Genomic DNA, 21,221 nt, shown 5'->3' with positions numbered 1-21,221 from the left:
GATGACGTTCCCTGAAATCAGGTACACCTTTGGTGGCGATGAGCACTTGTTTGCTGAAATTGATGAAGCGATGTCGTTGGGGGCGTTCTTCCGTGGGCTGGCGATGACCCGGGCACTCGAACAGCAGGCGTTGCCCGGCGTACTGGACATTTGCCTTGCCAACGCATCGTTTCAGGTGCGTTTTAACCCGGACCTCATCGCACCGCAGGCGCTGTTGGAACAGGTGCGGCAAACCGAGAGTCAGGCGCAAACGATGACGGTGCTCGACACTCGCATCATCGAAATTCCGGTGCTGTACAACGACCCCTGGACGCACGAGACCCTGATGCGGTTTCGCGATCGCCATCAGGACCCCAGCGCTACTGATCTGGAGTACGCCGCTCGCATCAACGGTTATCAGGATGTGGCGGCGTTTATTGCCGCACACAGCGGTACACCGTGGTTTGTGTCGATGGTGGGGTTCGTGGCGGGATTACCGTTCATGTTCCAAATGGCAGAGCAGGCACAACAGCTTCAGGTACCGAAATACCTGCGTCCGCGCACTGATACCCCCAAACTGTCGCTGGGGCATGGTGGCTGTTTCGGCTGCATCTACTCGGTACGTGGAGCAGGTGGCTACCAGTTGTTTGGTGTGACGCCAGCACCGATTTACGACCCGGAGCAGCGGCTGGACTATTTGCAATCGTCGATGGTGTTTTTCCGTGCGGGCGACATCGTGCAGTTCAAGCCCATTGATCTGGCTCGTTACGAACAAGACGTGCAGGCGGTGGAAGCGGGCAGCTTCAGCCTGCGTATTCGCCCGGTCACGTTTGAGCTGGATAAATTCCTCGCCGACCCGGTGGGTTATAAACACTATCTTCAGGGGGTGCTGTATGCAGCGCAATAGTGGGCCACTATCGGGTGGGCGAGTCAACGTTATCCGGCCAGGGCTTGCCACCTCGGTACAGGATACCGGGCGTGAAGGGTATTACCATCTCGGTATCCCGCCGTCCGGTGGGTTAGACCAGTATTCACTGCGGCTGGCAAACCTGCTGGTGGGAAATCCGGCACAGGCGGCGGTGCTGGAGATGACGCTGCTGGGGCCGGAATTACAGTTTGAAGGCGATGCGGTGGTGGCGGTGTGTGGCGCGCGCATGTCGCCGTTGCTGGATGGCGATGCGATGCCGATGGATACCTCGTTTGCGGTGCGGGCTGGTCAGGTGTTGCGGTTTGCACCGACAACGGCAGGCTGTCGTGCCTATCTGGCGGTAGCCGGGGGAGTGGCGGTACCTGAGGTGTTGGACAGCCGTTCGACTTATGCGCTGGGTGCGTTGGGCGGTTATCAGGGGCGGCGGCTGGCGGCCAACGATGTCTTACCGATAGGCGTACCGACCCGTCAGGTGAGCCCCGGTGTGACGGTGCCTGCAGATTGCCTTCAGCCGCTGGATAAGCAGGTAACGCTGCGTATGGTCACCGGCTTGTATATTCATCGGCTGACACCCGCCGCCGTTGAACAGTTTTTCGCTGATAACTGGCGGGTTGGCACCGAGGCGGATCGTATTGGTTATCGCCTGAAAGGTGGCGCACCGCTAGCATTTGAGCCGCGCACACCTCCCTTTGGTGCCGGGTCAGACCCGTCTAATATCGTTGATGCCTGTTATCCCATCGGTTCGGTACAAGTGCCGGGCGGGCTGGAGCCGATTATTTTGTTGCGAGACGCGGTATCCGGCGGAGGGTACATGACGTTGGGCACGGTGATCAGCAGTGATCTGGACCTCATCGGGCAGTTACAACCCCATTACGGCGTTCGTTTTACGCCGGTATCGCTGGAGGAGGCGTTGCTTGCCCGCCAGCACTATCGCCACCGCCTTGAGCGGCTGGAACATCTGTTAGCGCACTGATTTCAGACAGCCCCGCCAACTCTCACCCCCGCGCCAACGCCAGGGCAACGGTGGCGGCGGGGCATGTCTGATTATACCGAATACATCATTGACCGTGCGGTATTGCTGCCACGGCGGGTGCGTTCGGCCTGAAAACCTGCGACAGCAGGTTCATCAACGTCAACAACGATACATCAATGACAGGTCTGCGGAGGGTGTATGGCTGAAATATCAGGAGTACAAGGGGAGGTGGTGACGCCTGCCGATACGGTGTCTGGCGCAGAGCGCATGGGCAAGCTCTCGCTGACCATGGCCTGGTGGGCGGTGTGCAGCGCTATTTTTTACATTGTGGTCGGTGCATCGCTGGCGCTGAATTACGGTGCGCGCAATGCCATCATCGGCATGGTGCTCTCCGTGGTGTGTTACGGTGTGATCAACGCGGTGATTAGCCGTTTTGCCATTCGCAGCGGCCTGTCGGTGGCGGCGTTTTCCGGCCAGTTATTCGGTCAGGCGGGGTCAGCGTTGGCGACGCTGATTTTTTTCTCTACCGCGATTTATTACGCCGTGTTTGAAGGCTCGGTGATCGCGTTTGCCATCAATCACCTGTTTCCCGCGCTGGATTATCGCTGGGCGGCGTTACTGGTGGTGCTCTACAGCGTACCGTTGATCTTCGGCAGCGTGCAGCACTGGCTGGATAAATTCAACGGCGTTCTGTTGCCGTTTTATCTGTTAGGTCTGGCGCTGACGGTCGCGGTGTCTATCCAGCATTATGGCTATCAGCCGCAATGGTTGTCGTTTGGCCCGGCGTCACCGCCTGCCAATGGCTGGTGGAACTGTTTTACCTACTATATGGGGGTGTGGATCCTGATGATGTACACCTTTGATTACGCACGGTTCGGCCGTCAGGAAGACAGTCAGTATCATGCGCGCATTAACTTCGGTATGCCGTTCTATCTGATCACCTTCCTGCTCAATGGTGCGGTGGGTATCTATCTGGTGAGTAGTTTTGCCCAGCAAAATGGCGTCAGTGAAACCGCTGTTGTGGTTAATATCCTTAATCTGCTCGGTTTCTGGGGATTACTGTTTGTGTGGGTGACACAAACACGTATCAATACCGCCAACTATTATTTGGCTACCGTCAACATGCAGGTGTTTTTTGACCGACTGTTTCGATTGCGCCATCGCAAGATTGTTTGGGCCTGTGTGGTGGGCGCGGCGGTATATGGCCTGATGCTGGCAGATGTCTTTGCCTATATTTTGCAGGCGCTGGCCTATCAAGGGGTGTTTGTGGTGGCGTGGGTTGGTGTGGCGCTGGCGCATATTCTTGGTCACCGCACGCTACCGGCCGCGACGGCGATACGTGCATTTAATCCGACCGGCCTTATTGCCTGGCTGCTGAGCGTGATTGCCGGGGTAGCACTGATGCATGGCAACGCGTTGTTACAGTCATTTTCCGCGCCAGTGACTTTTGTGGTGGCGTTGGCGCTCTATCGGGTATTGCCGGATAGCCATCGCGTTCGGGGATAGTCGCCGCGCTTAAGCATGCCGTAACGCCTTAATCACGTAAACCAGGAAATCGTGTAAACCAAGTGTACCGGGGCAGGGACGCCCACACCTTTCTATTGGTCGATTTCCTATTGGTCTATTTCTTGAGTAATCCCCTTGAAAAAATCGGATACGGATCTATATGAAGAAGTGAAAGCAAGACAATGCTGTTGCCTTGCGGTTTGCACTTTTGAATGTGTATCACGATATATTCAGGAGGTTAACCATGGCATTCAAAACGGTGTCTTTATTTCCGGCGTTTACCGACTCACTGTTCTCTGATCGTTTCAACCGTATCGACAGGCTTTTCAGCCAGTTGACGGGGGATACGCCGCTTAGCGCGACACCATCCTACGATATCCGTCGTCTTGACGACACCCATTACGGCATTACGGTGAGTGTGCCGGGCTGGCGCGAAGAGGAATTGGAGATCAATACACAGGGTGGTCAGCTCACCATTAGCGGCAAACACAGTGAAGACGTACCGGAAGCGTCGCAACATCAGGAAGGCTGGCTCTACCGCGGGATCAACCGCACGGATTTCAGCATCAGTTATTCGCTACCGGAGCATGTCAAGGTGGAAGGCGCGCACCTGGAAAACGGGTTGCTGACCGTTAACCTTCGGCAGGATATCCCGGAAAGCGAAAAACCGAAGAAAATCGCCATTGAAAACCGTAATCCGCAGGCGTCTAAGGCGCTGGAGCACGCCCATTAACCGGTGTTTGCCGCTGTGTAGCCCCGAGAGTATCGGGGCTTTTTATTTTTCAAGTTTTTGTCCGATTTTTCTGTTAGATATAGCAATAGCCGCTGGATGAAGACGGTGGAAAGGGCGGACGTGTGACGTGCCGAATAGCAAACCGATAACCGAACATCATAAATATGGCCTTACTGATAAAAGCGGCGCTGGGCGCACTCGTGGTGGTTTTGATTGGCCTGCTGGCCAAAACCCGTAATTACTACATTGCCGGACTGGTGCCGCTGTTTCCGACCTTTGCGTTGATTGCGCACTACATCGTGGGAACGGAGCGTGGTGTGGAAGCGTTACGCGCCACGATTCTGTTTGGTATTTGGGCGGTGATCCCTTATCTGGTGTACCTGATATCGCTCTATTACTTTACTGGTGTGATGCGTCTGCCCCCAGCGCTGTTACTGGCGGTGGTGTGCTGGAGCCTTTCGGCTGCGGTATTGGTCAAAGTCTGGAGTGACTATTATGTTGGATAAACCCACATGTTGGATAAACCAGCACGCCGGATAAACCCGTGTGATTGCGGTGTTGCTGAGAGAAGAAGAGCCCGGTGCCTGGCACCGGGAACGCGATATTACAGGTCGTCTTTGGTGATGCCCCGGCTGGCTAGTGCCGCCGTCGGACCGGCGCTGACACTGTTTTCAGCGTTATACACCAGGTAGATATTCTTCTGACTATCGATACCGTTGTCGAACACCAGCGTAATAGTGTTCTTGTCGAACCGGGCCGTGACGCGGGTATTGGGCTTGTTCATGAAGGTATCCACATCGTTGGCGGACAGCGGTGCCGTCATGCCGTATTTGCTTTTTAACCCTTCGATGACGCTTGGCAGATCGGCCATTGTGATAGAGATAGCCATACGGTTGAATTTGTCATTGTTGAAACTGAAAATCGCCTGGGTTTTCTTATCGGCAAAACTGAAATCAGGGCAGATGTACACCGTTTGGCCCATGATCGTCTCTGGGCCGCGCAATGAACAATTCGCTTGTTGCCGGATAGTGGCAGCGGAAGACCCAAATTTCAGGTTTTTGTAGCCATCGGCGGCGGACGCCGTCAACGACAGCAGCGACAAGGCAATCGCCAGCAAAGGGGTATGTGACTTGTTCATGTGAACCCTCGTGATTGTGTTGCTATGGTGTTGTATTGCTATAGTTATTGCATTGCTATGGTAATGAGCCTTGCACCTGGCGAACCGTATGGGCCCGGCGATAATAGAGAGACCTATCTTACGTCGACTGACGGATTCTCTGAACAATTTATTTGCTTATGGCTTGATGCCGGTGGCATGACTCAACGGTGATCCCAAGGGATCAGCAATAACAGCAGTTCAATCACCACGACAACAATCAGCAAGGCAATCAGTTTCTTGCGCCATAACCAGTCATCAAACCTCATGGTGTTTCCTGTGTTATACCTCGTTGGCTTAATCTAGCGCTTGCTGTCGCACGTTACGAGTCTGTAGCTGCAATTAATGGGTGCGTTGCCAGAGTCCCGTCGGTGCTGTCAACCAGTCGTAGATAACCGTGCTGTGTTAGTCGTTTTTTCGCTAATCTTATATGATTTACGCGCTTTGGTAAGTCTATTCCCTGGTGCAATATTCGGATTTTTATCATTCCGGGGAAACAGAACACAATGCGTAATCGGGCATTTTCAGCGTGGGCGGCGGTCATGATTCTGTCGCTGGGTATCAGTGGTCAGGCTGCAGCGGAAACGACAGCCAGCGCGGATGGTAATCTGATCATCGGCATCACTAGCGGCGACCCGCTGGTGATGAACCCGCTGTATGCCAGCGACCGAACCACACTCACTATCATGCAGGCGCTGTATTCGCCGTTGTACAGTTATAATGACGGCAAGGTGGAATGGGGGCTGGCGCAAAGCCTGACGCCATCGGCCGACAATCTGTCCTACACATTGAAACTTAAACCCGGTCTTAAGTGGCAGGATGGGCAACCAATCACGGCCGATGATGTGGTGTTCACGTTCAATAAGCTGCTGGATGAGAAGCAACATAGCTTTTTCCGCAGTATGTTTGTGTACAACAACCAGCCGGTGGTAGTCAGCAAGGTGGACGACCTGACGGTGAAGTTTACATTGCCGCAGGTCAGTGCCGCTTTTGTCGGTTCTCTGGTGCAGATTTATCCCATCCCTCAGCATGTCTTTGCCACAGAAGACGATTTGTCGAAGAGCGCCAAAAATGATGCACCGGTTGGTTCCGGTCCGTTCAAATTCGGCGAATACCGTTCCGGTCAGTTTTACGCGCTGAGCCGCTTTGATGATTACTGGAACGGCAAGCCGAAGCTGGCAGCGGTGACATATCGCTTCGCCAGAGATGCCAACGCGGCAAGGCTGGCGATGCAAAACGGCGAAATCAATCTCAAGCTGATCGATCCACAGGATGTCAGACAGCTCAAGGCCACCGGCCGTTTTGACTTCATTATTTATCCGGAAGGCCGTCTGGCTTACATGGTGTTCAACCAGAACCTCGACAGTATGAAGAACAAGGCGTTGCGTCAGGCGATCGCCTATGCCATCAACAAAGATGAACTGGTGCAGACAGCGTTTACCTCACTGGATTACGCCAAACCCGCCAATTCAATCCTGACACCGGATACGCTTTACCAGACCGGGGATGTCGAGGCGTATTCTTACAATCTTGATAAAGCCAAAGCCCTGTTCCGTGAGTCCGGCCAACCGCAAGGGTTGACGCTGCGCCTGGCTTACATCAATACCAACAAGACCCAAGAGAGCATGGGGCTGTATATCCAACAGAAACTCAAAGATATCGGTATCAATGTGGAATTGCTGCCACTGGACGCCAACGCCATGTCGCAAAAAGGTCGTGACAAGAACAACACGGCTTACGAATTGAGTCTGGGCGGGTACATCATGGGGTCCGAACCGGACGGCTATAAGTCGCTGTTCATGAGTAATGAGGATTACAACTACGCGCACTACAAAAACCCGGCGTTTGACGCGCTGTGGGACAAGGGGGCGATTGAAACTGATACCGGGCGGCGCGCCGCTATCTACCAGGATATTCAGCGGACGGTAGCGAACGACATGGTCTGGTATCCGATCGCCTACACCAACGCGGTGGTGGCGATAGACAAACGCTTTGGCGGTACGCAGGAGGCGGAGCCGAAACCGGTCTACCTGTTCCAGGATTTGTCGAAAATCTATCAGAAATAATCGCTACGGTTGCCCGCAGCGATGCGGACAACCGCTGTAACACCTACGGAAGGATCATGGATAACATGGTGGTGCGTCGGTTTGGGCAACTATTGCCGATGCTATTTTTCATTTCACTGGTGTCGTTTCTGCTGGTGAAACTGGCACCGGGTGATCCGGTGCAGGCGTATGTCACGCCGCGTATGAGCCAGGATGACATCGAACGGGTGCGTCATAGCCTCGGATTAGACCGGCCATTGGCGATGCAGTACCTGTTGTGGCTGAAAAACGTAGCGCAGGGCGATCTGGGTTATTCGATGATTTCTCACCGCCCGGTGCTGACCCTGATTGCGGAGAGGTTGCCGGCGACGCTCGGCCTGATGGGCGTGTCGCTGCTGCTGGCGGTGTTACTAGCCATGCCGCTGGGGCTGCTGGCGGGCGCGTTTCGCCACCGCTGGTTGGATCATTTGCTCAATCTGGTGGCATACATTGGTATTTCTGTGCCGATTTTCTGGTTCGGCATTCTGTTGATCATTATTTTTTCGGTTCAGCTCAACTGGTTGCCAAGCATGGGAATGCGCACTATTGGGGCGGCGGATTCATGGCTTGACGTCGTGCGGCATGGCGTTCTGCCGTGCGTGGCGTTGACCTTTTATAACCTGTCGAGTTATGTCCGTTACATCCGTTCTCATACCATCACTCAACTCTCCGCTGACTACGTGCAAACGCAACTGGCGTATGGCGCGACGCGTGCTCACATCCTGTTTCGGCATGTACTGAAGAACGTGATGTTGCCGGTGATAACCCTGTTCGGTTTGTCGTTTTCTGAACTGGTGGTGGGTGCCTACGTGACGGAGAGCGTGTTTTCCTGGCCGGGAATGGGATTGCTGGGCCTTCAATCTATCACGTCGCTGGATTACCCATTGATCATGGCAATGGTGATGTTGTCGGCGGGCATGCTGGTTATCGGCAATCTGCTGGCGGATATGTTGTATCGCGTGATTGATCCGCGCATCAGAGCAATGAGGTAAGTCTGATGGGAAGACGTTGGCAACAGACAAGACAACAGTTGCGTCGTAACCGGTCGGCGCAACTAGCGTTGGTTATTCTGATTGTATTCGGCGCGACGTCGGCGTTGGCGTGGATCAGTCCGTGGGACCCGAACGCTATGACGATTCAGGCACGGATGCTGCCGCCGGATGGCATACACTGGTTTGGCACCGACGAATACGGGCGTGATTATTTCACCCGTGCGCTTTACGGCGGACAAATTTCGCTGATGGTAGGTGTACTGTCGATGATTTTCTCTACCCTGATCGGCACCCTGGTAGGGACCGTCAGCGGTTATGCCGGTGGCTATCTGGATGCGGTGCTGATGCGGGCGGTAGATATGCTGATGTCGATCCCGGCCTTCTTTCTGCTGCTGGTACTGAATGCTTATCTGAAGCCGGGGGTCGCCAACATCATTCTGATCATCAGCGCTCTGACCTGGATGAACCTGTCGCGGCTGGTACGGGCTGAAACCCTGTCGCTGAAAGAGCGGGAGTATGTGTTGTACGCGCGCGCATCCGGCGAGCGGGCATGGCGCATCATCCTGCGTCATATTATCCCTACTATTTTACCCACGATTATGGTGGCGGCGACGTTGAACATCGCGTCGGCGATCTTGATGGAATCCACGCTTAGCTTTCTCGGGCTGGGTGTGCAACAGCCTAATGCTTCCTGGGGCAGTATGCTCAACAATGCGCAGGCCTACATTGGCGATGCCACCTGGCTGGCGTTGTTCCCCGGCATGCTGATCTTGCTGACGGTTCTCAGTTTTAATGTGCTGGGCGATGTGTTCCGCACTGCGTTTGAGCCGGGAGCGCAACCTGATGAGTGAGACGGCGATCAACAACCCATTATTAGCGATTGAAAACCTGCGCACCTCCTTCTTCACCCGTGATGGGGAAGTGCAGGCGGTGCGCGGCGTCAGTTTCAGCGTCCGTGCAGGAGAAATCGTCGGTATTGTCGGTGAATCCGGCTGTGGGAAAAGCGTCACCTGTAAATCGGTGATTCAACTGCTGGGGGGTAATGGTCGTATCGTGGGCGGGCAGATCCGCTTTCGTGGCGACGATCTGGCCAGCTACAGTCCACAGGCGTTGCGTCGACTGTGCGGCAATGATATCGCCATGATTTTTCAGGACTCAATGACGGCACTTAACCCAGTGTTGACGATCGGACAGCAGATGCGTGACATCCTGATGCGCAATCAGCAACTCGATAAAAAAACCGCCAGGCTACGGGCGATTGCCATGTTACAACAGGTGGGTATCACGGATGCCGGGCAGCGCTACAATCAGTATCCCCACGAATTCAGCGGCGGCATGCGCCAGCGGGTGATGATCGCCATTGCGTTGTCCTGCCATCCGGCGCTGCTGATTGCTGATGAACCCACCACCGCGCTGGATGTCACTATTCAGGCGCAGATCCTTCGACTGCTCAAACAACTACAACAGCAGACTGGCACTGCCATTATGCTGATTACTCACGATTTGGGCGTCGTCGCGCAGCTTTGCTCACGGGTAGTCGTGATGTATGGCGGCCTGGTGATGGAAGAAGGGCGCGTGGAGGATATTTTCTACCGACCGACACACCCTTACACCCAGGGATTGCTGGCATCGTTGCCACGGCATGACGACGTGCGTCAGCGGCTGTCACCGATTGAGGGCGCGCCGCCGGGGTTGCTGAATCCGCCAGCAGGCTGCCCGTTTGCCGCGCGTTGCCCACAACGTATGACCGTGTGTGAACAGCAACTGCCGGAGCGGCGACAGTGTGGCGATCATCACTGGGTGCAATGTTGGTTGATGGATTGCGGGGAGGCTCGATATGCCGGCTAACCGACAACCGTTATTGCGTATCCGCGAACTTAAAACGTATTACGACATGCGCCGGGGCTGGCGTAAACAAGGCCAACTGGTGCGAGCACTGGATGGTGTCAGTTTTGACATCTGGCCGGGCGAAACCTATGGGTTGGTAGGGGAGTCGGGCTGCGGTAAGTCGACCCTCGGGCGCAGTCTGCTACGCTTGGTTGAGATTACTGCTGGCGAGATCCAGTTTGATGGCGAGCTTATCAGCGCGCTGCCGGAAGCGGCGCTAAAGCCGTTTCGCCGACGTGTGCAGGCTATCTTCCAGGATCCCTATTCCTCACTTAATCCAGGAATGACGGTGGCACAGTTGATCGCTGAACCGATGCGGATTCACGGCTATACCCGTGAGGAACGGCAGTCGCGCACGTTAGAGTTACTGGCGCGAGTAGGGTTGAAAGCGGAACATTTGCAGCGCTTTCCCCATGAGTTCAGCGGTGGACAACGACAACGTATTTGCATTGCCCGGGCGCTGTCGGTAAATCCGCAATTCGTGGTGTGCGATGAACCGCTGTCGGCGCTGGATGTGTCAGTGCAGGCGCAGGTGGTTAATCTGCTGCAGGATCTGCAACAAGAGCGAGGACTGACGTATCTGTTTATTGCTCATGATTTATCGATGGTACGCCATATTTCGGATCGGATTGGCGTGATGTTTCAGGGACGGCTGGTTGAGGAAGCGTCGGCGGAGCAACTGTATCGGCAACCGTCTCACCCCTACACCCGCATGTTACTGGCATCCATCCCTATACCGGATCCGCGTGTACAGGTACCGGATGAGCCTGTTGTTACCGAATCGGGAGCAGGTCAAGATGTCTCGCCGCCGATGAACGGTTGCCCGTTTTATACTCGCTGTACGCTGGCAAGTGAACAGTGTCGAGCTGTTGCGCCGCTGTTACGTGATATCACCGATGGACATCGGGTGGCATGCTGGCATGTGTGAACAGGCGATGTTCGGTGCAAAAGCCAGATAGAGACTAATTGCTGTCGTCAGGCGTTCTGACACGCCTGACGACAGGATGATTTTACTTCACGGTCACCTTAATAACCGCTTCCTTATCATCCGGCTGAGGTTGTTTTTCCCACGGGCGCGAGTAAGAGAGGTCAATATCGCCAACACCGGCTTTCACTGCTTTGAAGTGGAACATTTCATGACCACCACAGCCGACTTTATCGTGGCACTCTGCACCGGGCTTGTAAGACTTGCCCGTCAACACCACCACGTCGGGCAGTTTCTTGATAGCCCAGGTATAGCCCGTGCTAGGGTTCGCTGGCAGCGTCACCTCAAACTGCTCGCCAACTTTCACTTCTTTGTGCTGATTCTCTACGGCGGTAGCGGCCATAGCACTCAGCGGGAACAATAAACCAACTGCAAACATAAATTTCTTCATGAATCTCTCCAGAGATAAGCGTGAATACAAAATATGGCTTGAATAGGGCAACTACGGCCCGTGTTTTCGCATTAGCAGGCAGTCATATCCACCATGAAAACCGGTATGATGAAAGAAAGGAACAGTAGGTTTCAATAACATAGATGCCAGAAAATTAAGCAGGTGATAATTCATCATAGATGGCATGCCAGATACCTCTTTTATAGTGATTTCATTGTGTTTTATAAAAGATGGCACAGGATCTGGAAATAGCAATAAAGCATTTTTTGAATATAGTGATCAGGCTATGAATGTTGATGGGTGAACATCTGATTTTAATTAGTTGTATGGTTTGATTATGTTTTCGTGGTGATTATGTAGTGGTGTCGCTCATCTGTGACTCTATTTTAATTTTTATTAAAGTTATGAGGTAGAATAATAATTGTGGTATGTCGCTTTCACTCTTATTAATCTGACTCCCATCCTAATTCCTTATATGTCTTTTTATCATGTTCAGGGAAATTAGCTGTATATTTACCCCAATTGCGAAATTCATAGTATTTGGTCATCGCTTCAAAATGACAGTCTGCCTCACACGTCCAGATCAATGTATAGTTGGGTTCAAGAAGGCTACGTGCATCATCACCCCTTTTACCCGCCAGGCAAAACAAATCCAGACCTTCTTCATTCGTCCACAGTTCATGTTTCATAGTTCTATCCTATTAATTTTAAATGATAGCCATTCGTCCCAGACATGTTCAGGGGATATATCATGATATCCTCTTTCGGCGGACATACTGATTGCGACGTCTTCAGGTAAATTTATTGCAGTAGCATTATCCCGAATGGTTTCTACTTCTTCTCTTGTTAGCGGCCTTCCTGCCTCGTCTTCTCGCATCATTAGTAGTGAAATTAATGCGGGTATAAAAACAATTGTCATCTTTTCACCATCATCATCTAACACGCTCACTTTTTCATTTCACTGACAAGAATATCAATAAAGTATTTTCGCTTTTTCTCTGCCCATGCCAGGTTTACTGATTTAAGCAATTCATATTGTTTTTTAAAATATAGTCGTCTGAATTCACCGTTAGGGAGGCATTCGCTAGCAGCCAGGCTGGAGGCGATGGCACTGACGCTTGATTCGACAAACCAATAAAGGATTTCATCTTCGCTTGAGGTGATTTTTCGAGAAAACTCCACACCTCTTTCACAGACAACATAATGGTATTTATCATCATGAATTTCGAGATGAGGCGTTGCCATACCATCAGGTGCATCAGGAATAATAAAATGCCCATTTAGGAGGACCCCGCCACCCAATTTTTCGCCAATCTCGATAAGTTGCTGACGTAATTCTTCAAGCGTTTTCATTATGTCATCTGAAAGAGTTGAAATAATGTTCAATCTTACTATTGATACTACTTGATTCTATCATAAAAAGAAGCTTGGATTTGCTATGGACACGTAGTGTCGACCCAACTTCGTATAAAGGTGATTGACTACCAAACTACATATTGCCACAACAAACACATCTGCTTTAACCTATATAAAGATGCTTTGGGGAGGATATCATGGCTACGTTGATCCCGCTGGAATTGTTTAAGGCGCTGTCTGATGAAACCCGTCTTTCGATCGTGTTATTGCTGCGAGAAGCGGGTGAGTTATGTGTGTGCGATTTGTGTGAAGGCTTACAGGAGCCTCAACCCAAGATTTCCCGCCACCTTGCACTATTACGGGATGCCGGGCTGTTAGTGGATCGCCGTCAGGGGAAATGGATTCATTATCGCCTTTCACCGCATGTCCCCGCCTGGTGTGCCGCGATTATTGAGCAGGCCTGGCTAAGTCAGCGGCATGCTGTGACAAGTGTGGTAAGCCGACTCGGGCATCAGCGGGTTTGCGGATAAAAATTTATCTCTATATATTCGTTATTTCATATGTGTTGATGGGAGCATGGCATGGTACTGGCTGGAGCCGTTTTTATACTGACGCTGATTCTGGTCATCTGGCAACCTCGCGGGTTGGGGATTGGCTGGAGCGCGTCGTTCGGGGCTGTGTTGGCCTGGGCCACCGGGGTGATTCACATAGACGATATTCCCGTGGTATGGCACATCGTCTGGAATGCGACTATCACGTTTATTGCGATCATTATTATCAGCTTACTGCTCGATAAGTCTGGCTTTTTTGAGTGGGCCGCGCTGCACATGGCTCGCAAAGGACACGGGCGGGGCAAGCGTCTGTTCTCCTTGATGATTGTGCTGGGGGCGCTGGTTGCTGCGCTGTTCGCGAATGATGGTGCTGCCCTGATCCTGACGCCGATTGTGGTGGCGATGTTGACTGCATTGGGCTTTAGCCGCGGCGCAACACTGGCCTTTGTGATGGCCGCCGGATTTATTGCCGATACCTCCAGCCTGCCGCTGGTGGTATCCAATCTGGTTAATATCGTCACGGCGGATTACTTCCGTATCGGTTTCAATACCTATGCGCGGGTCATGATTCCAGTCAATATCGCTGCTGTTGTTGCCACATTAGGCGTCTTGCACCTGTATTTCCGCCGGGAAATTCCGGCCGATTACGACTTGGACAAACTGAAAGATCCCGCGGCGGCTATTCGTGACAGGCAAACGTTCAAGGCAGGATGGTGGGTATTAGCACTGTTGTTAAGCGGCTTTTTTGTGCTGGAGCCACATGGGGTGCCTGTTAGCGTGGTCGCGACGATCGCTGCCGTGATCCTCTGGCTGGTCGCCCGGCGAGGGAAGGTGATTGATACCACCAGTGTACTGCGCGGCGCGCCCTGGCAGATTGTGGTGTTTTCACTGGGCATGTATCTGGTGGTATATGGTCTGCGCAATGCCGGGCTGACTAATTACCTGTCCCATGTGCTGAATTATTTTGCCGCACAAGGGTTGTGGGTGGCGACGATAGGCACCGGTTTCCTCACGGCGGTGTTGTCATCAGTGATGAACAATATGCCGACGGTACTTATCGGCGCATTGTCGATTGATTCTTCTGCGGCTAATGGCGTCATCCGTGAGGCCATGACGTACGCCAATATTATTGGCTGTGATTTAGGCCCCAAACTAACCCCTATCGGCAGTCTTGCCACATTGTTGTGGCTGCACGTACTGGCGCAAAAAGATATTCGCATCAGTTGGGGATATTACTTCCGTGTTGGTGTGGTGATGACGTTGCCGGTGCTATTCGTGACGCTGGCAGCACTGGCGCTACATCTTTCTATTTAACCGATGCGGCTTTCAGCATCGGCTTTTCAAAGAGAATAGGGCAATGACAGAGATTACTATTTACCACAACCCGGCATGCGGTACATCGCGCAATACACTGGCGCTGATTCGCAATAGCGGTGTTGAACCTACCGTTATTCACTACCTCGAAACACCGCCCTCTAAAGCGGAGCTTGAAGGGCTGATTCGTGCGATGGGTATCACCCCGCGTATGTTGCTGCGTCAAAACGTTGAACCTTACAAAGAGTTAGGTCTGGCTGACGATAGCTTCAGCGATGAACAGCTGATCGCCTTTATGCTGGCTCACCCCATATTGATTAACCGCCCGATTGTGGTCACGCCCCTTGGCACCCGGCTATGCCGCCCGTCAGAAGTGGTGCTGGATATTTTGCCTGACGCACAACAAGGCGAATTCATTAAAGAGGATGGTGAGCGAGTGATTGATGCGTCGGGAAAGCGAATTAAATAACCTGGGACGAAGATCTTTATTAAAGGTAATAAAAATGGAAATTTTAAACCCTGTACATGATTACTTTCAAAATATAGTTAAACCGACAATAGCCGAGTTTCTGCAGGATAGAACTGATCTGAGAAGGGCAAGAATTGCAGCAATTGTTCTTTTTCATATGCGCGATTATGCGAAGGAATGTGGTATGGGTACACCATGTGATTCGCTTACAGATAGGCGGAAATTGATGCATGACGTTGTCAGGGCAGCTGCGAATGCATCAAAACATTATCGGTTAAAACACCGTAATCAGCTGGAAAAAGATCATATTGCTTCATGTGCTGACCAAATGCAGATAGAAGAAAGTGCGGGATTATTCAACAATGTGCCCTTTGGAGACGGTGTGTTTGCGGAAGCTAACGAGGTATTCTTGATACTGGATGATAATAAACAATCAGAATGGGATGGGGTGAGATGTGTCAATCTATCCGATGCTATTCTTACGATACAAAACTTTTGGGATGAATTTCTAAATAATAGTAATTGAATTTCAATACTCTGATGTGCAAATGAACTTAAATTAATTACCATTATTAATGGTTTTGGGTGGGAGATATTTCTTTGCTTCCGAAATGAGTTTTTCGATTGCATCAAGGGGGACGTTCTCCACATAGCATGTCAGGACAAATTCGTGAGTACTGTCAGAATAAAAGATTTCAGCAATTTGTTGCAGTGGGGATGTCCCTGCTTCAGACAGTTCAAGATACATGCCGTTACGAATGATGTCACTTCCGCGAGTCAGTTCATACTTCATCTTGGTCATAATGCAATTCCCTCGTTTCTCCCGAGAATGATGCCGCAGTTTCGTGCGCCGATAAACGACACTGAGACACTACCTGCCAGTACGAAGCGACTGCGGGGGAATACCGTAACCGCGAATAAACACTTCCCGCATATGTCGTCTGTCGCGAAAACCCGATTCGCGGGCAATGGCATCGAGCGACAGGCGGCTTTGCTCAATCATTAATCGTGCCGCCTCAAGCCGCAGTCCTTCGATGGCTTTCGCCGGGGATTTACCCGTTTCCTGACGAAACAGGCGACTGAGCTGGCGGGCACTGACATGAACTGCATCAGCCAGCAGTTCTACCGTCAGTGTTTTGCTCAGATTATTGCGGACATATTCGAGCGCGCTTTGCAGGCGATCTGAGCGCGGGGCCAGTGCCAGCATTTCTGAATGCTGTGTCTGACCGCCAGAGCGGCGCTGGTTCATCACCAGACGATGGGCGACAATACGGGCAATGTCCGGGCCCAGATCTTTTTCCACCATACCGAGCGCCATATCCAGCCCGGCGGTCATCCCTGCTGATGTCCAGATAGTGTCATCAATAATAAAAATGCGATCATCTTCCAGCTGAATATCCGGGTACAACGTGGAAAGGCTACGGGAGTGCGACCAGTGTGTGGTGGCGCGTTTTTGCAGCAGCAGCCCGGCCTGCGCCAGCACAAAGGCACCGGTACAGATGCCTGCAATGCGGCGCGCCTGGCGGGCGGTGGTTTGCAGAAAGTGAACCACGCCAGGGCTGGCTGGCTCGTTCACGGGCGACAGCACACCAGCCACCAGCCAGGTATCTACCCGCGTTTCGTCGTTAAGCCGTTCAGAATCAACCCCAATCCCTGACGAGGAACGTACCGTGCCGCCCGATTCGGAATAGACCACCGGCTGATAAAATGGTTTTTCAGCCACATGGTTGGCAAACTCAAACACAGTCAGCGTTGACAGTGCCAGCATCTGAAAATGGTCGGAAATGATTAATCCTATTCGGTGCATCGCAACTCCTTAATGGCAGGCTGACGGTCTGATAGTGCGCGTAGCCGCTCCGATCCCCACAGGCTCGTCAATGCCAGCAGCAGGAACAGCACTGCGCTTATCATCACCCCGTAAAAACCATACAAGGGATACAACCAGGAGGCCATCGCAGAGCCAAAACCGATGCCGCAAAACATAAAGGCACTGGTTAACGCCAGCGAAATCCCCCGTGTTTGTGCTGACGAGATCTCCACAATACGCCGCTGTTGGGTTGGCCATAGCAGGTCGGTTGAAAACGCCCACACTACCAGCAGGATGTATAGCAATGCCAGCGTCGCAGGCAGCAACATGATCACCAGCATATCCGCTACCAGCATCGCCATACCGATAATCAGTAAGCGCTCTGCGCTGTAAAGGCGTGCGGCACGACTGACAAACAGATTCCCCAGAATACCCGCCACACCAATGACCGTTAAGGCAATAGAGACGGCAGACGCATCGCCCTGCCAGCGGTCGCGGATCATCGGTGAGATAAACGCGTACATATCGTACACCCCAGAGGTGATAAAAAAGACCACCAGAAAGGCGGTAAGCGATTTGCCCTCCATCAGCACCTGACCCACCTGTTGTATACGAATATCGACGCCTTTCACCACGTTTGGCACCAGCAGCCACACGCCTGCCGCGGTCAGTACGCTAACCAGCGCGACAAGTGTAAATAACAACCGTGCGCCCCAGACATTGGCTATCCATGCCGCCAGCGGAATACCGACCATGCTGGCCATCGAGACACCCAGCAGGATCATGGCGATGGCGCTACCTCGCTCTTTGGGGGAGACTAACTCAGAGCCGAGTGCTACCAGCACAGGGCCTATCAGTGATGCTCCTAACCCCATCACGATGCGCGATATGACCAGTACGGTGTAGTTTGGGGCACTGGCAAAAATAAACGCACCCAACCCGAACACCAGCATCCCGGCCAGTACCTGCGAACGGCGCATGAACTTGCCGAATAGCACCTGGGCCAGCGGTGCGGCCAGTGCAAACGTCAGACCAAAAATAGACAGCAGGCGGGCGCTTTGCGCGTCACTCAACCCCCATACCTGCGCAATGGGGGTAAGGCTACCGGCAACAGAAAGTGCCCCTGTTGCCTGAATAAAGTAGGCCAGGCTCAGTGCCCATAGTGCGCGTCTTTGCGACGCTGAAATGTGATTTTGCATCATAGACTCCAGAGAGCAGGCCGTGGCCTGCTCTACAGCACATCACTCAACCGGGATGGGATTTTCCACGATGGACTGGTTAAACGCGTTCACCATCGCATGCTCATTTGCCCCCGGATTGTCGCGAGCTGGCAGTACGCTGTCGACGATTGCTTCGATGGTATCCGTACCCAGTTTTTCAAACGTCTGCTGTATAAAGTCAGCGAGCGGCATCGCACGGGCATCTCCACTTTTGTAGATCAGATCCGTGTCCACCCACGGTGGTGAAATCTCGATAACGCTGACGCCTGCATCACGCAGCACAAAGCGCTGCGATAAGGTATAGGAGTGAATGGCCGCTTTGGTGGCGGAGTAGAGCGCGTTGGTCGCCAGCGGTAAAAAAGCCAGAATCGAGCTGTTATTGATCAGTACGGCATCCGACTGCTGTTTCAGGTGTTCAACGAATGCGGCGCTGACCCGCACGGTACCCAGCAGATTGGTGTTCAGCAACGTGGTGGCCATCTCGTCATCCAGTTCACCTGCCGGATTATCAAACGGCATAATGCCTGCGTTGTTGATCACCACGTTCAGTGCCGGATAGCGTGACAGTACTTCCTGCGCCGCCGCTTTAATGCTTGAAGCACTGGTTACGTCCAGCACCACGGAATCCATCCCCGGCCAGGCAGCGGTAACTTTGTCCAGCAAGGCTTTACGACGACCAGAGATGATCACTTGATTGCCAAGCTGGTGGAATTTTTCTGCCATGGCACGGCCGATACCTGAAGTGCCACCTGTAATAAAAATTGTATTGCCGGTCAGTTTCATCATCATATTCCTGTTGGATAAGTAGCACGTTAGTGCGTCATGCTGGCACGATAGCGCTCAGCCGGTACGTTGCTTGATAGGTGCTGCATCATGGCCTGGCGGCTGTTTTCCATTGCCAGCCACTCAGCTTCGTTGTGCAGAGAAGGGATCGTCACCCGTTCCCCCTGAAGGAAACCCACCAGTGCGGCATCAACCAGGTCATCTGCACTCATGACGATCGCTTTATCGAGTTGTTCCAGTGGTAAACCGCCGTTATCCCAGAATGGGGTTGCTGTGGCACCCGGCAGTACGGCTTGGATCTGAATCCCTTTGTCGGCCAGTTCGTGGTGCAATGACTGGCTGAAAGCCAGCACGAAGGCTTTTGTTCCACCGTAAACACCGTTCAGCAGTTCCGGGGCGAGGCTGACGATGGAGGAGATATTGATAACGGCACCGGTACCACGTGCGGCAAACCCCGGTACGACGGCATAGGTCAGACGGGTCAGCGCGGTGACATTGAGGTTGATCATTGCCTGCATATGATCCACATCACTGGATAACAGCGGCGTATGTGTACCCATTCCGGCATTGTTGACCAGCAATGTAATGCTGGCATCGTCACGCAGTTTTCTCTCCAGCAGGGTGAGTTGTTGAGCATCGCCGAGATCCGCCGCGACCACTTCCACATTACGGGCGGTATCGGCGGTAATACGGCTTGCCATCTGGTTCAGGCGGTTGTGATTACGGGCCACAATAATCAGGTCATAGCCCATGTGTGCCAGGCGGTTGGCGTAAACAGACCCGATACCGGTTGATGCACCAGTGATCACGGCAGTGCCTTTATTGGGTTGTGTTGCGAAGGTCATGGCAGGCTCCTTTCAGTCACTACTGACTCGATGGAAGAATCATAATCAAGAAAGGAGTGTCTTAAATGACGATTATGGTAGTCATTTAAGACATTCAGCATTTCACGTTGGATGACTGACAGGCGGGGTATGAAATAGCGGGTTGTGGTTGGTTAACGGTATGGTGGTTATCGTTCGCAGGGCTGTATTGCCTGCAGTGTGTCTCACTGACTGGTTGCCATGATTGCAACGTGAGTGATGGATTAGCAGTACGACCAACCGGCTGATTCATCAACCAGCCGTGGACGAAGAAACTATCTTTTCTTCTTCAAAAGCCTTCCGATCAAGGACGCCAGGGCAAAAGCGAAAACAGACGATACGATGATCCTGATAATCAAGACTGAAAAGTAGAAATCATCCATCGCCTCTTCACCGTCACCGCTGATAGACAGGTGATTCATAACGACATCCTCAACTACATGCTCAGGCAGAAGACATATAGTTAAGAAGAAAAAAAACAATATTACTCTGGCTATTTTTTAGTACCTCAGACCGCAATAACCTTACTCATGTTGATACCCGTAACACCAAATCCACTGTTCTCGTAGATATGTCGGGCACGAGCATTATCACCAGCAACACGTAGTCTGATTTCTTTGAAACCGTTCTCCCGTAGATTTTCTTCAAAAGCACGAAGAGTTCGTTTACCAAGCCCTATTCCCTGGCAGGAGTTGAAGATGTGAAAATCGTAGATAAAAGCACTACCCATAACCGTATCTGGTTTATACCAGATATAGCCGATATGCCTGTCGATTTGATCTGACCGTTCAAAAAGACACCATAGTACGTGCCCATGAGTATTCACTCCCCCAGTTAGTGTTTCTGATATTTCCTTAGTCGCTCTTGCAAGAGAATCAGTTGGGGAAAGTCTATAGTTTGACCGTATCTCATCAGCATAATCAGGAATAAAATATTCAAGAAAAGCTGGATACTCTTCTTCAGTCATCGAACGTAACGAGATCATCCTTTACTCCTTAGCGATAGTTCCTACAACAAATCGGACAATATTAGTAACGTTGGTGGTTCCAGTGCGTCAATATAATTCGTTTTTTATACTTGGATTCTACTGGTGGTGGGTAGGATCACAGTTCCTATCTTGTCATTAGTATTTTCGATGGGGGGACAACTATCCTGACAGAGGGGGGTATCGTGAAAATACAAAAGGAATTGTATGCAACAGTTCATGAGATAGAAAAGAACGATTCCTTCTATCTTTAATAGTT

The 21,221-nt window shown here is 52.1% G+C and carries 25 protein-coding genes; 14 read left to right on the top strand and 11 right to left on the bottom strand.

Annotated elements, in window-relative coordinates:
- The first annotated feature begins 1 nt into the window (after position 1).
- The 5 genes from FGI04_RS10115 (at position 2) to FGI04_RS10095 (ending at position 4,625) form a co-directional block, all read left to right on the top strand.
- Positions 2 to 886, top strand: a complete 885-nt coding sequence (locus FGI04_RS10115; RefSeq protein ID WP_019845610.1) for a 5-oxoprolinase subunit B family protein — start codon at positions 2 to 4, stop codon at positions 884 to 886.
- Positions 873 to 1,880 carry a 5-oxoprolinase subunit C family protein gene (locus FGI04_RS10110; RefSeq protein ID WP_407336672.1) on the top strand — a complete coding sequence of 336 codons (1,008 nt, stop codon included), beginning with the start codon at positions 873 to 875 and terminating at the stop codon, positions 1,878 to 1,880. The genes FGI04_RS10115 and FGI04_RS10110 overlap by 14 nt, the downstream gene beginning before the upstream one ends.
- A 198-nt stretch (positions 1,881 to 2,078) precedes the next feature.
- A complete protein-coding gene (locus FGI04_RS10105; protein ID WP_342700563.1) occupies positions 2,079 to 3,386 on the top strand; it encodes a purine-cytosine permease family protein in 1,308 nt (435 codons plus the stop codon).
- A gap of 244 nt (positions 3,387 to 3,630) precedes the next feature.
- Positions 3,631 to 4,119 carry an Hsp20 family protein gene (locus FGI04_RS10100; RefSeq protein WP_407336671.1) on the top strand — a complete coding sequence of 163 codons (489 nt, stop codon included), beginning with the start codon at positions 3,631 to 3,633 and terminating at the stop codon, positions 4,117 to 4,119.
- A 164-nt stretch (positions 4,120 to 4,283) separates the two neighbouring features.
- A complete protein-coding gene (locus FGI04_RS10095; RefSeq protein ID WP_342700565.1) occupies positions 4,284 to 4,625 on the top strand; it encodes a GlpM family protein in 342 nt (113 codons plus the stop codon).
- 98 nt (positions 4,626 to 4,723) lie between these two features.
- Here the strand turns inward: FGI04_RS10095 and FGI04_RS10090 are convergent, their stop codons facing one another.
- On the bottom strand, positions 4,724 to 5,257 hold the full coding sequence (locus FGI04_RS10090; RefSeq protein ID WP_407336670.1) for an HI_1492 family protein: 534 nt from the start codon (positions 5,255 to 5,257) through the stop codon (positions 4,724 to 4,726).
- Positions 5,258 to 5,781: 524 nt separating this feature from the next.
- Between FGI04_RS10090 and FGI04_RS10085 the strand changes: the two genes are divergently transcribed.
- From FGI04_RS10085 to FGI04_RS10065, 5 genes are read left to right on the top strand one after another with little or no spacing between them, the layout of a single operon-like run.
- On the top strand, positions 5,782 to 7,341 hold the full coding sequence (locus FGI04_RS10085; RefSeq protein ID WP_407273586.1) for an ABC transporter substrate-binding protein: 1,560 nt from the start codon (positions 5,782 to 5,784) through the stop codon (positions 7,339 to 7,341).
- Positions 7,342 to 7,397: 56 nt separating this feature from the next.
- Complete coding sequence (locus tag FGI04_RS10080) at positions 7,398 to 8,351, top strand: ABC transporter permease (RefSeq protein ID WP_342700568.1); 954 nt, start codon at positions 7,398 to 7,400, stop codon at positions 8,349 to 8,351.
- A gap of 5 nt (positions 8,352 to 8,356) precedes the next feature.
- The gene (locus tag FGI04_RS10075; RefSeq protein ID WP_407321300.1) at positions 8,357 to 9,202 is read left to right on the top strand and encodes an ABC transporter permease; all 846 of its coding nucleotides are present in this window, start codon (positions 8,357 to 8,359) and stop codon (positions 9,200 to 9,202) included.
- Complete coding sequence (locus tag FGI04_RS10070; protein ID WP_407336669.1) at positions 9,195 to 10,199, top strand: ABC transporter ATP-binding protein; 1,005 nt, start codon at positions 9,195 to 9,197, stop codon at positions 10,197 to 10,199. Before FGI04_RS10075 ends, FGI04_RS10070 begins: the two co-directional genes overlap by 8 nt.
- Positions 10,189 to 11,166, top strand: coding sequence for an ABC transporter ATP-binding protein (locus tag FGI04_RS10065; protein ID WP_407336668.1), 978 nt, complete (start codon positions 10,189 to 10,191; stop codon positions 11,164 to 11,166). The genes FGI04_RS10070 and FGI04_RS10065 overlap by 11 nt, the downstream gene beginning before the upstream one ends.
- Positions 11,167 to 11,248: 82 nt before the next feature.
- On the opposite strand, the gene FGI04_RS10060 is transcribed toward FGI04_RS10065, so the two are convergent.
- The 4 genes from FGI04_RS10060 to FGI04_RS10045 form a co-directional block, all read right to left on the bottom strand.
- A complete protein-coding gene (locus FGI04_RS10060) occupies positions 11,249 to 11,614 on the bottom strand; it encodes a protease inhibitor I42 family protein (protein WP_016942570.1) in 366 nt (121 codons plus the stop codon).
- A 446-nt stretch (positions 11,615 to 12,060) separates the two neighbouring features.
- Positions 12,061 to 12,303 carry a hypothetical protein gene (locus FGI04_RS10055; RefSeq protein ID WP_407273581.1) on the bottom strand — a complete coding sequence of 81 codons (243 nt, stop codon included), beginning with the start codon at positions 12,301 to 12,303 and terminating at the stop codon, positions 12,061 to 12,063.
- On the bottom strand, positions 12,300 to 12,563 hold the full coding sequence (locus FGI04_RS10050) for a hypothetical protein (protein WP_407336667.1): 264 nt from the start codon (positions 12,561 to 12,563) through the stop codon (positions 12,300 to 12,302). The genes FGI04_RS10055 and FGI04_RS10050 overlap by 4 nt, the downstream gene beginning before the upstream one ends.
- On the bottom strand, positions 12,560 to 12,967 hold the full coding sequence (locus tag FGI04_RS10045) for an Imm63 family immunity protein (RefSeq protein ID WP_407336666.1): 408 nt from the start codon (positions 12,965 to 12,967) through the stop codon (positions 12,560 to 12,562). Before FGI04_RS10045 ends, FGI04_RS10050 begins: the two co-directional genes overlap by 4 nt.
- Before the next feature lie 200 nt (positions 12,968 to 13,167).
- Here FGI04_RS10045 and FGI04_RS10040 point away from each other — a divergent pair, with 200 nt between their 5' ends.
- From FGI04_RS10040 to FGI04_RS10025, 4 genes are read left to right on the top strand one after another with little or no spacing between them, the layout of a single operon-like run.
- On the top strand, positions 13,168 to 13,500 hold the full coding sequence (locus tag FGI04_RS10040; RefSeq protein ID WP_038904667.1) for a metalloregulator ArsR/SmtB family transcription factor: 333 nt from the start codon (positions 13,168 to 13,170) through the stop codon (positions 13,498 to 13,500).
- A 51-nt stretch (positions 13,501 to 13,551) separates the two neighbouring features.
- Entirely contained in the window at positions 13,552 to 14,835 is a 1,284-nt protein-coding gene (locus FGI04_RS10035) for an arsenic transporter (protein WP_407336665.1), read from the top strand.
- 43 nt (positions 14,836 to 14,878) lie between these two features.
- On the top strand, positions 14,879 to 15,304 hold the full coding sequence (gene arsC / locus FGI04_RS10030) for a glutaredoxin-dependent arsenate reductase (RefSeq protein WP_407336664.1): 426 nt from the start codon (positions 14,879 to 14,881) through the stop codon (positions 15,302 to 15,304).
- A 34-nt stretch (positions 15,305 to 15,338) separates the two neighbouring features.
- Positions 15,339 to 15,830: a hypothetical protein gene (locus FGI04_RS10025; protein ID WP_407336663.1), complete on the top strand. Its 492-nt coding sequence runs from the start codon at positions 15,339 to 15,341 to the stop codon at positions 15,828 to 15,830.
- A gap of 33 nt (positions 15,831 to 15,863) precedes the next feature.
- Here the strand turns inward: FGI04_RS10025 and FGI04_RS10020 are convergent, their stop codons facing one another.
- From FGI04_RS10020 to FGI04_RS09995, 6 genes are all read right to left on the bottom strand, one after another.
- Positions 15,864 to 16,106: a hypothetical protein gene (locus FGI04_RS10020; RefSeq protein ID WP_407336662.1), complete on the bottom strand. Its 243-nt coding sequence runs from the start codon at positions 16,104 to 16,106 to the stop codon at positions 15,864 to 15,866.
- Between the two features lie 69 nt (positions 16,107 to 16,175).
- Positions 16,176 to 17,111 carry a GlxA family transcriptional regulator gene (locus tag FGI04_RS10015; RefSeq protein WP_407336661.1) on the bottom strand — a complete coding sequence of 312 codons (936 nt, stop codon included), beginning with the start codon at positions 17,109 to 17,111 and terminating at the stop codon, positions 16,176 to 16,178.
- Positions 17,099 to 18,310, bottom strand: a complete 1,212-nt coding sequence (locus tag FGI04_RS10010; protein ID WP_407337407.1) for an MFS transporter — start codon at positions 18,308 to 18,310, stop codon at positions 17,099 to 17,101. Before FGI04_RS10010 ends, FGI04_RS10015 begins: the two co-directional genes overlap by 13 nt.
- A 42-nt stretch (positions 18,311 to 18,352) precedes the next feature.
- The gene (locus FGI04_RS10005) at positions 18,353 to 19,114 is read right to left on the bottom strand and encodes an SDR family oxidoreductase (RefSeq protein WP_226067973.1); all 762 of its coding nucleotides are present in this window, start codon (positions 19,112 to 19,114) and stop codon (positions 18,353 to 18,355) included.
- Positions 19,115 to 19,143: 29 nt separating this feature from the next.
- Positions 19,144 to 19,959, bottom strand: coding sequence for an SDR family NAD(P)-dependent oxidoreductase (locus FGI04_RS10000; RefSeq protein ID WP_407336660.1), 816 nt, complete (start codon positions 19,957 to 19,959; stop codon positions 19,144 to 19,146).
- A 526-nt stretch (positions 19,960 to 20,485) separates the two neighbouring features.
- Positions 20,486 to 20,962, bottom strand: a complete 477-nt coding sequence (locus FGI04_RS09995) for a GNAT family N-acetyltransferase (protein WP_407336659.1) — start codon at positions 20,960 to 20,962, stop codon at positions 20,486 to 20,488.
- Positions 20,963 to 21,221: the final 259 nt, after the last annotated feature.

Source organism: Dickeya ananatis, from assembly GCF_019464615.1.
GTDB classification, from domain to species: domain Bacteria; phylum Pseudomonadota; class Gammaproteobacteria; order Enterobacterales; family Enterobacteriaceae; genus Dickeya; species Dickeya oryzae.
Note: the sequence above shows the minus strand (reverse complement) of the source record. Positions and strands in the feature narration are given on the sequence as shown.

Bases quoted from the DNA above. Each gene is read 5' to 3' on its own strand.
- FGI04_RS10115 (WP_019845610.1), top strand. From the start codon at position 2: ATGACGTTCCCTGAAATCAGGTACACCTTTGGTGGCGATGAGCACTTG.
- FGI04_RS10110 (WP_407336672.1), top strand. From the start codon at position 873: ATGCAGCGCAATAGTGGGCCACTATCGGGTGGGCGAGTCAACGTTATC.
- FGI04_RS10105 (WP_342700563.1), top strand. From the start codon at position 2,079: ATGGCTGAAATATCAGGAGTACAAGGGGAGGTGGTGACGCCTGCCGAT.
- FGI04_RS10100 (WP_407336671.1), top strand. From the start codon at position 3,631: ATGGCATTCAAAACGGTGTCTTTATTTCCGGCGTTTACCGACTCACTG.
- FGI04_RS10095 (WP_342700565.1), top strand. From the start codon at position 4,284: ATGGCCTTACTGATAAAAGCGGCGCTGGGCGCACTCGTGGTGGTTTTG.
- FGI04_RS10090 (WP_407336670.1), bottom strand. From the start codon at position 5,257: ATGAACAAGTCACATACCCCTTTGCTGGCGATTGCCTTGTCGCTGCTG.
- FGI04_RS10085 (WP_407273586.1), top strand. From the start codon at position 5,782: ATGCGTAATCGGGCATTTTCAGCGTGGGCGGCGGTCATGATTCTGTCG.
- FGI04_RS10080 (WP_342700568.1), top strand. From the start codon at position 7,398: ATGGATAACATGGTGGTGCGTCGGTTTGGGCAACTATTGCCGATGCTA.
- FGI04_RS10075 (WP_407321300.1), top strand. From the start codon at position 8,357: ATGGGAAGACGTTGGCAACAGACAAGACAACAGTTGCGTCGTAACCGG.
- FGI04_RS10070 (WP_407336669.1), top strand. From the start codon at position 9,195: ATGAGTGAGACGGCGATCAACAACCCATTATTAGCGATTGAAAACCTG.
- FGI04_RS10065 (WP_407336668.1), top strand. From the start codon at position 10,189: ATGCCGGCTAACCGACAACCGTTATTGCGTATCCGCGAACTTAAAACG.
- FGI04_RS10060 (WP_016942570.1), bottom strand. From the start codon at position 11,614: ATGAAGAAATTTATGTTTGCAGTTGGTTTATTGTTCCCGCTGAGTGCT.
- FGI04_RS10055 (WP_407273581.1), bottom strand. From the start codon at position 12,303: ATGAAACATGAACTGTGGACGAATGAAGAAGGTCTGGATTTGTTTTGC.
- FGI04_RS10045 (WP_407336666.1), bottom strand. From the start codon at position 12,967: ATGAAAACGCTTGAAGAATTACGTCAGCAACTTATCGAGATTGGCGAA.
- FGI04_RS10040 (WP_038904667.1), top strand. From the start codon at position 13,168: ATGGCTACGTTGATCCCGCTGGAATTGTTTAAGGCGCTGTCTGATGAA.
- FGI04_RS10035 (WP_407336665.1), top strand. From the start codon at position 13,552: ATGGTACTGGCTGGAGCCGTTTTTATACTGACGCTGATTCTGGTCATC.
- arsC (WP_407336664.1), top strand. From the start codon at position 14,879: ATGACAGAGATTACTATTTACCACAACCCGGCATGCGGTACATCGCGC.
- FGI04_RS10025 (WP_407336663.1), top strand. From the start codon at position 15,339: ATGGAAATTTTAAACCCTGTACATGATTACTTTCAAAATATAGTTAAA.
- FGI04_RS10020 (WP_407336662.1), bottom strand. From the start codon at position 16,106: ATGACCAAGATGAAGTATGAACTGACTCGCGGAAGTGACATCATTCGT.
- FGI04_RS10015 (WP_407336661.1), bottom strand. From the start codon at position 17,111: ATGCACCGAATAGGATTAATCATTTCCGACCATTTTCAGATGCTGGCA.
- FGI04_RS10010 (WP_407337407.1), bottom strand. From the start codon at position 18,310: ATGCAAAATCACATTTCAGCGTCGCAAAGACGCGCACTATGGGCACTG.
- FGI04_RS10005 (WP_226067973.1), bottom strand. From the start codon at position 19,114: ATGAAACTGACCGGCAATACAATTTTTATTACAGGTGGCACTTCAGGT.
- FGI04_RS10000 (WP_407336660.1), bottom strand. From the start codon at position 19,959: ATGACCTTCGCAACACAACCCAATAAAGGCACTGCCGTGATCACTGGT.
- FGI04_RS09995 (WP_407336659.1), bottom strand. From the start codon at position 20,962: ATGATCTCGTTACGTTCGATGACTGAAGAAGAGTATCCAGCTTTTCTT.